8 protein-coding genes and 1 tRNA gene are annotated in these 12996 nt (G+C 43.4%); 5 read left to right on the forward strand and 4 right to left on the reverse strand.

Annotation, left to right across the window (positions count from 1 at the left end):
- Positions 1-96: 96 nt before the first annotated feature.
- Both HC965_RS14660 and HC965_RS14665 read right to left on the reverse strand, forming a co-directional pair.
- Positions 97-3021, reverse strand: a complete 2925-nt coding sequence (locus HC965_RS14660) for a TonB-dependent receptor (protein ID WP_191032162.1) — start codon at positions 3019-3021, stop codon at positions 97-99.
- 83 nt (positions 3022-3104) lie between these two features.
- Positions 3105-3509, reverse strand: a complete 405-nt coding sequence (locus tag HC965_RS14665) for a hypothetical protein (protein WP_191032163.1) — start codon at positions 3507-3509, stop codon at positions 3105-3107.
- An 80-nt stretch (positions 3510-3589) separates the two neighbouring features.
- Here HC965_RS14665 and aroB point away from each other — a divergent pair, with 80 nt between their 5' ends.
- Positions 3590-4651 (forward strand): 3-dehydroquinate synthase, encoded by a 1062-nt coding sequence (aroB, locus tag HC965_RS14670; protein WP_191032164.1) that lies wholly within the window; start codon positions 3590-3592, stop codon positions 4649-4651.
- Between the two features lie 119 nt (positions 4652-4770).
- Here aroB and HC965_RS14675 read toward each other — a convergent pair whose 3' ends face one another.
- Complete coding sequence (locus tag HC965_RS14675) at positions 4771-5637, reverse strand: AraC family transcriptional regulator (protein ID WP_191032165.1); 867 nt, start codon at positions 5635-5637, stop codon at positions 4771-4773.
- Positions 5638-5939: 302 nt separating this feature from the next.
- Between HC965_RS14675 and HC965_RS14680 the strand changes: the two genes are divergently transcribed.
- The 3 genes from HC965_RS14680 to HC965_RS14690 all read left to right on the forward strand — a co-directional run bounded on the left by HC965_RS14680 (position 5940) and on the right by HC965_RS14690 (position 7878).
- Positions 5940-6013: transfer RNA gene (locus HC965_RS14680), tRNA-Pro, on the forward strand.
- A 100-nt stretch (positions 6014-6113) separates the two neighbouring features.
- The gene (queA, locus tag HC965_RS14685) at positions 6114-7334 is read left to right on the forward strand and encodes a tRNA preQ1(34) S-adenosylmethionine ribosyltransferase-isomerase QueA (protein WP_191032166.1); all 1221 of its coding nucleotides are present in this window, start codon (positions 6114-6116) and stop codon (positions 7332-7334) included.
- A gap of 25 nt (positions 7335-7359) precedes the next feature.
- Positions 7360-7878: an NUDIX domain-containing protein gene (locus HC965_RS14690; RefSeq protein WP_191032315.1), complete on the forward strand. Its 519-nt coding sequence runs from the start codon at positions 7360-7362 to the stop codon at positions 7876-7878.
- On the opposite strand, the gene HC965_RS14695 is transcribed toward HC965_RS14690, so the two are convergent.
- A complete protein-coding gene (locus HC965_RS14695; protein ID WP_191032167.1) occupies positions 7856-8398 on the reverse strand; it encodes a glutathione peroxidase in 543 nt (180 codons plus the stop codon). The two genes, HC965_RS14690 and HC965_RS14695, sit on opposite strands and share 23 nt — an antisense overlap.
- 211 nt (positions 8399-8609) lie before the next feature.
- Here HC965_RS14695 and HC965_RS14700 point away from each other — a divergent pair, with 211 nt between their 5' ends.
- The gene (locus HC965_RS14700; RefSeq protein ID WP_191032168.1) at positions 8610-12983 is read left to right on the forward strand and encodes a CusA/CzcA family heavy metal efflux RND transporter; all 4374 of its coding nucleotides are present in this window, start codon (positions 8610-8612) and stop codon (positions 12981-12983) included.
- Positions 12984-12996: the final 13 nt, after the last annotated feature.

The following is a 12996-nucleotide window of genomic DNA, read 5'->3' on the forward strand; positions in this document are numbered from 1 at the left end:
ACAAATATAGAGTAAATTATCGGATTAGCAAAAAGTCCCGGTGACAACTCTCAATTGTTGCACCGGGACTTCCTATCTTATAAGAACTTGCTTACTTTAAAAATGCATCATCCTCGTTGGACCGCCGCCACGTGGACCACGATGTCCACCACCGTCAAAACCACCCTGACGCATATTTCCACGGGCTTCCTTATTTCCAAAGATATTCAGACGATAAGAAAAGCGTAGCATACAATAGCTGTTGACTCCGTTGTATTCCGAAACAGAACGCATATCGGCAGTCAGTGAACGACTGATATTGGATTGCTGTTTCAAAATGTCATATACTTCAAAGCTGACTGTTGCAGCGTTACCTTTCAAGAAGTTTTGGGCAATCTGGGCATTCCAAATAAGTTCGTTCCTATTCATGCTAGCGTCACGGTAGCCACGACGTGAATTGTTCGTTATGTTGGTAGACACCGTCATGCTCCAAGGTAAAGAGACATTGGTACTTGCTCCATATCCGAAAGTGTATGGTTCCTGATTGGCATCCGGGTTCAATTTATTACGTTCAAAATTATAGTTAATTGAACCATTGATAGTAAACTCAAACCAATCATTACGGAATGTTCCGTTTAAGTTCTCCGCTAAAGTCAGCGATGTACTTGTATTCTTGTCATTCACTTTAGTGTCCCCATTGTAAAGGAAAGCCACATCATTCGTATAATTAGCCCGAGAGAAAGAATTGATTGTGAAGCGCTTATCTTTCAGAGCTGTATTGAACCCGAACATTCCCATTGCAGTCCAATAACCATCAATATTCTCCGGCTGCGAGATTGTTCCACCAGTCGTCTGATTATAGGTTGTAGCATTGACAATCTTGTTTTGAGTCATATTAAAGTTAGCATGTGCCATTATTCCACGCTGCTTATCACCGTTATAAGTATTATAGAACAACCTCATGGAATGAGTAAAGGATGGTTTCAGTCCCGGATTACCCTTAGTGATTCTCAACGGATTAGAATCATCAGTCACATCCAACAAGTTTTCCATGCTTGGCTGACCTGCACGACCACGATATGTAAAGCGCAATTGGCTTACTTTAGAGAACCGATAACGGAAATCAACGTTAGGAGCAAAATTAAACACATTCCTTTTTACTACAGTATCTATTTCCGCTTTCTTATAATCCAGTCGGGTATTCTGCGGCTGCAAGGACATTCCAAAGTTCAATCTGTACTTTTCGCGGATTATATTCATCCCGGCATTAATATCATGATTGTAATATTTATACTGAGCATATTTACTCAAGTTCATATCCTTATTAGCTTCGTAGCCTTCAGGCAATCCGTCACCAAAATTCCAAAACCAATCCTGATCTTTGTCTGTTTCAGGAATCAAGCTGTAAGTACTTCTGTCACTTTCACTATATTTATATTGGAACTTATAACGGAACTGCAAGAAAGTAGCTTTCGCAATCGGTTCATTATAAGTTAATTCTGCCGTATAGTCATAGCTCTTGGTCGGAGAAGTTATATACTGCTTGCGTTCATCATCTTTCTTATCTGCCTCATCATCAAAATAACGTGTCAACGACTCACTAAACTGTTTACTGTCATTATCTCCATAACCGAACGTACCACGGAATGTTATATTTCTTCCTTGATTATTCAATCTTCTGTTTACTTGTAAGGAAGCATTAGCAGACAGGCTATTACTTTCGGATGAAGACTCACTATTACTGGCATTGACACGAATAGGATCCAATGGATCATCCGTGCTTCCCCACAGAATTTTATTCAGATAATTGTTGGGATCAGCCACCAAATTAAAAGGGTCGTCATTAAAAGTACCCGATTCAGAAATAGAATACCCTTTAGACTTTCCGTAAGAAACATTCGGTCGGAAAATGATATTTGTCAATGTATCAGGTTTCCATTCCAAACGAAAATCAGCATTAAAGTTCGTATTCTTATTGCGGTTTTTACTATTTGAATTAGAGTAGGAGTTCCCTTCCTTCAAGAAACGTTCCGAATAGTTTGTAGAGATTGCATCCCGGTCGCTATAATTATAGCGAGCACTACCGCCTAGTTCGAGCTTTTCCGTTTGAGTGGCAAAGTTAGCTCCAAGCATCTTAGTAGCAGTCAGACCATTGCTATTCCTGAAACGAGGTCCGCCACCACCTCCGGAAAATCCCTGATCGTTCACGTTATTGGCCGAACCAATCAAAGAGAACTGGCTATTATCAACAAAGCGGTTCAACATCAAGTTACTTCCATAGCGGTCTTCCGTACCACCGGCAACACTAGCATTACCAAACCAACCTTGATTCATTCCTTTTTTCACTTTCAGGTCGAGAACTGTTTCCTCTTCCCCATCATCTATTCCAGTGACGCGAGCCAAGTCCGATTTCTTATCATACGTTTTCAGTTTGTCAATCATATTGACCGGCAAATTCTTCAATCCGGTTTTCACGTCACCGCCAAAGAACTCTTTACCGTCCACCATAATCTTCTTCACTTCCTTACCATTGATTTTGACATTACCGTCATCATCAATCTCCGCTCCCGGAAGTTTCTTTACTAGTTCTTCGAGCATGGCACCTTCGGGAGTACGATAAGCTGCCGAATTATATTCCAGCGTATCTTCCTTCACTACCACTTGAGGAGCCTCAGCAGTTATCACCGCTTCTTTCAGCATGACAGCGTCCGGTTCCAATGTGATCGTCCCCAATTTTTTATCGGGGGTATTGGCAGCCAGTTGAACCGGTACAAGTTTAGTGCGGAAGCCTATATAAGAAACCTTCAATACATATTTTCCAGCCTTCACTTTGGGGAGAGTAAACCAACCTTGATTACTACTGGCTATACCAGCAGCATATGCACTATCGGGCAACGACAATAATTGAACAGTAGCCTGTGCTGCCGGTTCCTTTGAGTCGGATTCCACAACACGTCCCGAAACGGTAATCACCTTATTCTGTGCTAAAATTGAGAAGGTGCATAGCAACATCAACACCAACCCTGCAGAAATTCTTTTCATTTACCTAATTTACGATTATATTAGTAGCAATAACAATGTCTTTTTGACAAATAGAACCGCAAAAGGTTTAATTGAAAAGAAAATTATCTTTTAAAGAATCGATCAACAAGCGCTTTTTTCAGACCAAACTCCAAACAAAGCACATTAAAGATCAAAAAAGTCAGAAAAGAAGAAGTATCTACATTAATCACATCTCCTTGCATAACACGCCACAGCATTCCCCCAAATACGAATAGGAATGTCAGGAAGATTGCATTGCGGACAGCCGAGTTACGGATTTGCTCCGTTTCGCGACTCTCATGTTTACTAAGAGCGAAGATTATCAACAAGCATCCTGCCATCATCAGCAACTTTGTACATTCTTTATAAAACAACAAGTTACTATCGGTCACCATGCCCCGCATTACCAGAAGAAAAGGTATGAACAGAGCTATCAACAAGACCACATATCCCAAAGGACGACAATATACAGGTAATAATGCTTTCATGATTGAACGTTTTAACGAGACAAAAGTAAGTATAAAAAAGATATTTTATATACATTTGCAGGGTAAAAAGCAAAAGAATCATGAGTAAACAAGAAGTTATTCTCTGTGAAAGCTTGGAAACGAGCCTGAGTCGTGCCATTGAACAGTGCCCGCATGACAAATTATTTGTCCTCACAGACGATCATACCCGGCATCTCTGTCTTCCTTCCTTAAAGGAAACCACCTTACTGAAAGATGCCATTGAAATCTGTATCGGAGCTGAAGACGTACATAAAACGCTGGAAACCCTTGCTTCTGTCTGGATGGCATTGAGCACGCAAGGGGCTACGCGCCACTCTTTACTTATCAACCTCGGTGGTGGAATGGTGACGGACTTAGGTGGTTTTGCCGCAGCTACATTCAAACGTGGCATCTCTTATATCAATATACCAACCACTCTGCTGGCTATGGTAGACGCTTCCGTCGGCGGAAAGACAGGAATCAACTTCAACGGACTGAAAAATGAAATCGGTGCATTCGCTCCGGCAAGCAGTGTGTTGATTGAAACAGAATTCCTGCGTACGTTGGACGCACACAATTTCTTTTCAGGATATGCAGAGATGCTCAAGCATGGTTTGATCAGTAACGTCGCACATTGGGCGGAGTTGCTAAACTTCAACACTTCCGACATTGATTATACTGCCCTCAAACGACTAGTTGGCGAATCGGTGCAAGTAAAAGAAGATATTGTGGAACAAGATCCTTTTGAACACGGTATTCGCAAAGCACTAAACCTGGGACACACCGTCGGACACGCATTTGAAAGCATGGCACTGGCGGAAAACCGTCCGGTATTGCACGGATACGCAGTAGCTTGGGGAATCGTATGCGAATTGTATCTGTCTCACACTAAAGTAGGCTTCCCCAAAGAAAAAATGAGACAGACTATCCAATTCATCAAAGATAATTACGGCGTGTTTACATTCGACTGCAAGAAGTACGAACAACTCTATGCGTACATGACGCATGATAAAAAGAACACTTCGGGGACAATTAACTTCACTTTACTGAAAGATATCGGAGATATTTGCATCAATCAGACTGCTGACAAAGATACCATTTTCGAAATGTTGGACTTCTACCGCGAATGTATGGGAATTTAACCCAACCTCAGACAAGAGATGTACAAATTATAAAAGGGAATGAAGCTGACTTCATTCCCTTCTTCTTTCCCAATCCCTATACTTATTGGCAAATATCATACAATTTGCCTGCGCTGTTTTTAATCTAAACTACTCATTCGATACTGAGACAGTGACATCCCCGTATGTTTTCTGAAAAAACGTCCGAGTGAAGACTGATTAGCAAAGTTGGTTTTAATTGCTATCTCCTGAATATTCAAGCTTGTGTTTTTCAACAAAGCCTTTATTTCCAGTATGATATATTCCACAATCCAGTCTTTGGCAGATTTTCCGCTTGTCTCTTTGATAACCATAGTCAGATACTTGGAAGTGATGCACAATTTATCCGCATAAAAAGCTACATCCTTATTTTCTTTGAAATGCTTCATGATAAGCCCGAAGAATTTATTAGCCAGTTCTTCTTTACGCGTATCTTTTCGCACGGTCATCAAAGCGGATTCTTTTTGATAAGCATTGAATAACTCCAAATACAGATATCTCAGCAAATGGGTTATCAACTCTCGCCTATATACATCCTGCGACTTAACTTTTTCTTTTACCATCCCCAGATAATTATATATTCGGGGTATATCACGCTCCATCTGCGGATACCAGAAATGGGTTCGCATATAGAAGAAGAAATGCGGGGAGAATCGTGGTACTCCACTCAACGCATCACTAAACAAGGAAGACGATATCACCATCGAAACGGTTGAGAAATCTTCACTAGGTTCACTAAACGAGACAAATTGTCCGGGTAATAATATAATAAGTTCCTCCGGCTGTACCCAATGTACATCCTCATGTACTGTGAGTTTTGCTCTTCCACTCAAACAATATACAATCAAAGCTGATTGAATATTTGAAGGGTAAGAAGTCAAAGGAAGGTATTTCAGATTCTGATAAAATTTAAAATCGTCGCCCAAGACGTATATCTCTAATGTCTCTCTATTTTTAATGTCTAACATTTAACACCTTTCTATCTAAACTAAGTCTTATTACTACAAATGTATAACATCCTAAAATACTTCACACCAAAAATGGAAATATAGTATCACACTAAGGAAGTCACACACTTCTTATTTGCATTAATTCATAAACAAACTCACTGATTGATAGTTCATTTGCCGATTTCCCATTTAGCTTTATTATATACTGCCGGATATTTTATAGTGTTTTTATGCAAAATGACTGTTTAATGCCTCCAAATGAAAAAAACCTCAAATTATTTGCTAATTAAAAATAAAGCTGTACTTTTGCATCCGCATTTCGGGATGTAGCTCAGCCCGGTAGAGTACGCGTCTGGGGGGCGTGTGGTCGCAAGTTCGAATCTTGTCATCCCGACATTTAAAACCAGCCATTTACAAATAAGTAAGTGGCTGTTTTATTTTTAGTGGAACACATTTGGAACATAAAATATTTATCAAGCAATATACCAAGAACAATGAAAGAAAGCCCGAAACATATCCACATCAGCGAATACAACTATCCACTGCCTGATGAACGTATCGCCAAATTCCCTTTACCCATTCGCGACCAGTCTAAGTTGTTGGTATATCGCCACGGTGAAGTGACTGAAGACACCTTTATTTCTTTACCTGATTACCTGTCTAAAGGAAGCCTGATGGTCTTCAATAACACGAAAGTCATTCAGGCACGTCTGCATTTTCGAAAGGAAACGGGTGCACAGATTGAAGTATTCTGCCTTGAACCGATTCAGCCCAATGATTATGTGCTGAATTTCCAGCAAACAGAACATGCTGCATGGTTGTGTATGATTGGCAATCTGAAGAAATGGAAAGACGGGGCGCTGAAACGTGAAATGACTGTGAAAGGATTTCCCATCACTTTGACCGCGACAAGAGGAGAATGTAGGGGAACCAGCCATTGGATAGATTTCTCATGGGATAATACGGAAGTGACTTTTGCCGATATCCTTGAAGTATTCGGAGAACTCCCCATTCCGCCCTATTTGAATCGGGATACGGAAGAGAGCGATAAGGAAACTTATCAGACTGTTTATTCAAAAATCAAAGGCTCGGTAGCTGCGCCTACTGCCGGACTACATTTTACTCCACAGGTATTGGATGCGCTGCAAGAGAAGGGAATCGAACTTGAAGAACTGACTCTACACGTAGGCGCAGGAACTTTCAAACCTGTAAAGAGTGAAGAAATTGAAGGTCACGAGATGCATACGGAATATATATCTGTCAACCGGAGTACTATCAAGAAACTGATCGACCATGACGGTTGTGCCGTTGCCGTAGGAACAACTTCAGTAAGAACACTTGAAAGTCTTTACCATATCGGAGTTACTCTCGCTGACAATCCGGACGCTACGGAAGAAGAACTACACGTCAGACAATGGCAACCTTATGAGAAGTACGACCAGATACCTTCGGTAGTTGCCCTGCAGAAAATATTAGGCTATCTTGACCGTCATGGTATGGAAGCACTTCACGCCAGAACTCAGATTATCATAGCGCCGGGATACGATTATAAAATCGTAAAAGCAATGGTTACCAATTTCCATCAGCCACAAAGCACTCTGCTGCTTTTAGTTTCTGCTTTTGTAAAAGGCAACTGGCGAACTATCTATGACTATGCTTTGAGCCACGATTTTCGTTTCCTTAGTTATGGAGACTCTTCTTTATTAATACCATAAATATTCCCCGAATCTAGAAACAATGATGCTAAGCGATAATAACCAGGAAATGTTCCCCATCGTAGATGAACAGGGAAATATCACCGGAGCCGCCACCCGTGGGGAGTGCCATAGCGGCAGCAAACTACTCCATCCGGTCATCCATCTTCATATTTTCAATACCAATGGAGACTTGTATTTACAGAAGCGTCCCGAATGGAAAGACATCCAGCCGGGAAAATGGGATACAGCCGTAGGTGGACATATCGATTTGGGTGAAAGCGTAGAAATCGCCCTCAAACGGGAAGCAAAGGAAGAATTAGGCATCACAGACTTCACTCCCGAATTACTAACGAATTACGTGTTTGAGTCCGAACGTGAAAAAGAACTTGTCTTTGTTCACAAGACCGTCTATGACGGAGAACTTCATCCCAGTGACGAACTGGATGGCGGACGATTCTGGACAGTTGAAGAAATAAAAGAGAATCTGGGCAAAGGGATTTTCACGCCCAACTTCGAAGGAGAATTGCAGAAAGTCTCCCTTATTCCTTCTCTATCCAAGTAATTATTTCCTCGGATAAAGGGCTGTTTTTGGAAGAGACAACTCCCGCCCAACTACCGTCCCTATCAATCATAAACTTCTGAAAATTCCATTGAACGGATGCATCCTGCTTTCCGTTCAGTTTCTTTTCCGTCAGCCATTGGTAAAGGGGCGCCTTATCCTTGCCTTTAACAGAAATCTTCGCCATCATCGGAAAAGTGACACCATATTTTAAAGAACAGAACTGAGCTATCTCCTCATTTGTTCCCGGTTCCTGCCACAGGAAATTATTTGCCGGAAAACCGATAATTACAAAATCCTTCTCTTTATATTTCTCATACAACTCTTCCAATTGCGCATATTGTGGAGTGAAACCACATTTGGAAGCCACGTTAACCACCAGCACTTTCTTTCCTTTCAAAGAAGACAGAGGAAAGTCTTTACCATCAATCGTTTTCACCGTAAAATCGTAGAATGACTTATTCTGCGCTTCCAAAGAGACTACACACATCATAGTTATTACCATTAAAATGAATGACTTCATACCCAATATACATTTAAGTTCTTTCTATTATAAACAAGCAGAACGGATGAAATGTTTGGTTAAGAACGAAACAAAAAACGAACGATTCATATATTTCAAATCACCATTTCGTCATTTCACCCTGCAATCTTTCCGCTTCAAACGTTCCCGACTATCACGAACAGGGATAGTCCGTAGTTTTGTAACATGAAATAATAACACAAAGAGAATCATGTTTACAGCTATTGTACGTTTTTCCATCAAGAAGAAGCTGTTTGTAGGACTTACTACCCTCTTCCTCTTTATCGGCGGCATCTATGCGATGCTGACACTGCCTATCGACGCCGTACCCGATATTACCAACAATCAAGTGCAGATTGTGACCGTATCCCCCACTCTCGCACCGCAAGAGGTAGAACAGCTCATCACCATGCCTATCGAACTAGCGATGAGCAACATTATGAATGTAGAAGATATCCGTTCTGTCAGCCGCTTCGGACTATCAGTAGTGACCGTTGTATTCAAAGAAAGCGTCCCTACCCTCGATGCCCGGCAACTGATTAACGAACAGATACAAACCGTAGCCGGAGAGATTCCTCCCGAACTCGGAACGCCGGAAATGATGCCTATTACCACCGGACTGGGGGAAATCTATCAATACATACTGAAAGTAGCCCCCGGTTACGAAGAAAAATATGATGCGATGGAACTCCGCACCATTCAGGACTGGATGGTGAAACGCCAGTTATCCGGCATACCGGGTATTGTAGAAATCAACAGCTTCGGCGGCTATCTGAAACAATATGAAGTAGCTGTCGACCCGGATGCACTATTTTCCCTTAATATCACCATCGGAGAAGTATTTGAAGCCCTTAGCAGCAACAACCAAAATACAGGCGGAAGCTACATTGAAAAGGCAAAGAGCGCCTACTATATCCGTTCGGAAGGTATGATTACCCGTCCCAAAGACATCGAACGTATCGTCGTAGCCAACCGTAACGGTATTCCGGTGCATATCAGCGATGTAGGAGTAGTCCGGTTCGGTTCACCCAAACGTTTCGGCGCCATGACAATGGATGGTGAAGGCGAATGTGTAGGCGGAATCGCCATGATGCTGAAAGGGGCAAACGCTAATGTAGTAACCCAGGAATTGGAAAAACGAGTAGAAAAGATACAGCATCTCCTACCCGAAGGAGTCAGCATCGAACCCTATCTGAATCGCTCGGAGTTAGTGAACCGGAATATCTCGACCGTTGTCAACAACCTGATTGAAGGAGCAATCATCGTCTTCCTGGTACTTATCATCTTCCTCGGCAATGTCCGTGCCGGACTGATTGTCGCGTCAGTCATCCCGCTGGCTATGCTCTTCGCCTTTATCATGATGCGTCTCTTCAATGTCACCGCCAACCTGATGAGCCTCGGCGCCATTGACTTCGGTATCGTTGTAGATGGTTCCATCGTCATACTGGAAGGTATCCTCGCCCACATCTACGGCAAGCAATTCCGGGGACAGACACTTACCCGTGAAGAGATGGACAAAGAAGTGGAAAAAGGAGCATCCGGCGTAGTCCGCTCGGCAACTTTCGCCGTACTGATTATCCTGATTGTATTCTTCCCTATCCTCACACTCAACGGAATCGAAGGAAAATACTTCACCCCGATGGCGAAGACGCTTGTATTCTGTATCATCGGAGCCTTGATTCTTTCACTGACTTATGTTCCCATGATGGCCTCGCTCTTCCTGAAACATACCATCGTAGTGAAACCGACACTTGCTGACCGTTTCTTTGAAAAACTAAACAAGGGATACCAACGCTGCCTGCGTTTCTGCCTGCATTACAAATGGCGCACTGTCATCGTAGCCTTCGCCGCCCTGCTCGGTTCACTCTTCCTTTTCACCCGGTTGGGAGCAGAATTTATCCCGACGCTGGATGAAGGTGACTTTGCCATGCAAATGACACTGCCTGCCGGAAGTTCGCTGACCGAAAGTATCGAAGTCTCCCGCCTGGCAGAAAAGACATTGATGGACAAATTCCCTGAAATCAAACACGTAGTTGCCAAAATCGGAACAGCGGAAGTCCCCACCGACCCGATGGCTGTGGAAGATGCCGATGTGATGATTATCATGAAACCTTTCAAAGAATGGACAAGCGCGGGAAGCCGTGCAGAAATGGTAGACAAGATGAAAGAAGCGCTCGAACCGCTATCCGAACGTGCCGAATTTAATTTCTCGCAACCGATACAGCTCCGTTTTAACGAACTAATGACCGGAGCGAAAGCCGATATTGCTGTCAAACTATACGGAGAAGACACCCACGAACTTTACGAAAAAGCCAAGGAAGCAGCCGCCTATGTAGAGAAAGTGCCGGGAGCAGCGGATGTCATCGTAGAGCAGACCATGGGATTGCCCCAGCTCGTTGTGAAATACAACCGTAGCAAGATAGCCCGCTACGGCATTAATATAGAAGAACTCAACACGATTATCCGAACCGCCTATGCCGGAGAATCCAGCGGAGTAGTGTTTGAAAACGAACGGAGATTCGATCTCGTCGTCCGTCTAGACCAGGAAAAAGTGGCTGACTTGAACCTCGACAAACTATTCGTCCGTACATCGGAAGGAATACAGATTCCGGTTGGTGAAGTAGCCAGCATCGACCTCGTCAGCGGCCCGCTCCAAATCAACCGGGACGCGACAAAACGACGCATCGTTATCGGAGTGAATGTACGCGATGCTGATATCCAGCAAGTCGTAGCCAATATTCAAAAGACACTGGATAAGAATATCAAGCTGAAACCGGGATATTACTTTGAATACGGCGGCCAGTTTGAAAACTTACAGAATGCGATTAATACGCTACTGATTGTTATTCCGGTAGCATTGATGCTCATCCTGCTGATTCTATTCTTTGCTTTCAAAAATATCACGTATACGCTGATGGTGTTCTCAACCGTTCCATTATCACTTATCGGCGGTATCGTCGCCCTTTGGTTGCGCGGACTCCCGTTCAGTATATCAGCCGGTGTGGGATTCATCGCCTTGTTCGGTGTGGCAGTGCTGAACGGTATTCTCATGGTGAACCACTTCAACGACCTTCGTAAACAAAACACCCATCCTATGACTACAAACCGAATCATAGCCAAAGGGACTCCGCATTTGCTTCGTCCCGTATTCCTGACAGGATTGGTCGCATCGCTTGGATTCGTCCCGATGGCCATCGCCACTTCTGCCGGTGCCGAAGTACAACGCCCGTTGGCAACTGTTGTTATCGGTGGATTGATTATTTCCACTATATTGACGTTGCTTATCATCCCGGTATTCTACAGGATTGTAAATTCATTTGCTACCTGGAAACGTCCGGGAGCCAAATTTCATCTACCGTTCTTTGCCTTTCTTCCCCTGTTCCTGCTGATTCCTTCTTTCGTTTCCGCACAACAGGCATTACCCGCCAGCTTGAAACAGGCATTACCCGCCAGCTTGGAACAAGGGTCGACCGTAAGCTTGGAACAGGCTATCGAAATAGCGAAACAGAATCATCCCCGCCTGAAGATGGCGACTAATGCCATTCAACAGGCCAAGGCTAGCCGCGGGGAGATTGTGGAAGCTACTCCTACCTCATTCAGTTATTCCTGGGGGCAACTCAATGGAGAGAATAAAAAAGACAAGGAACTGGCCTTCGAACAAAGTCTGGGTTCCCTGCTGACTCCGTTCTACAAGAACGCATTAGTCAACCGACAGATAAAAACAAGTACATTTTACCGTCAAATGGTGGAGAAAGAAGTCACAGCAGAAGTAAAAAGGGCATGGGCTTATTACCAATATGCCACCAACCTCTGCAAGATGTATCGCGACCAAGATAAGATGGCAGAGAAGTTACAGCACATCGGAGAACTGCGTTACCAGCAAGGAGAAATCACCTTGCTTGAAAAGAATATGATGACAACCACCGCAGCCGACCTGCACAACCGTTGGTTTCAGGCACAGGAAGAAGAGAAAATGGCTTTGGCACGCTTTCAGTGGAGTTGTTATTCAGACCAGCCGATTATTCCGGCGGACTCTACTTTATCACTGTTCTATACCGCCCTTTCAGACGGTACTCTGTCAGGAGCACATACTGCTTACTTCCAAAGTCAAGCGGACGAAGCGAAAGCAATGCTTCATGTAGAACGAAGCCATTTTTTCCCGGAAATCAGCGTAGGATACACCCGCCAGGACATTCTTCCGCTGAAGAATCTGAATGCATGGATGGTAGGCGTTTCCTTCCCTATCTACTTCCTGCCCCAAAAGAGCAAGGTAAGACAAGCAAAGTTATCCGCCACTTCAGCACAGATTCAGGCGGACGCGAATATCCGCGAAATGAGGAACAAGGTACTTGAGTTGGAAGCCTCTCTCCGCAGGTATAACGAGAGTTTGCACTACTACACCTCTTCTGCCTTGAAAGAAGCGGATGAACTGACGAAAGCCGCCAATTTCCAATTGCAGCAAAGCGAAACGGGCATTGCCGAATATATACAGTCGATAACCACTGCCAGAGAGATTCGCCGCGGCTACATCGAGACTGTCTATCAATACAATATTGCAGCCTTGGAATATGAACTATTCAGATAATAAAAAAACAGCA

The sequence above is a fragment of the Bacteroides sp. GM023 genome, from assembly GCF_014750685.1.
In the GTDB taxonomy this organism is placed as follows: domain Bacteria; phylum Bacteroidota; class Bacteroidia; order Bacteroidales; family Bacteroidaceae; genus Bacteroides.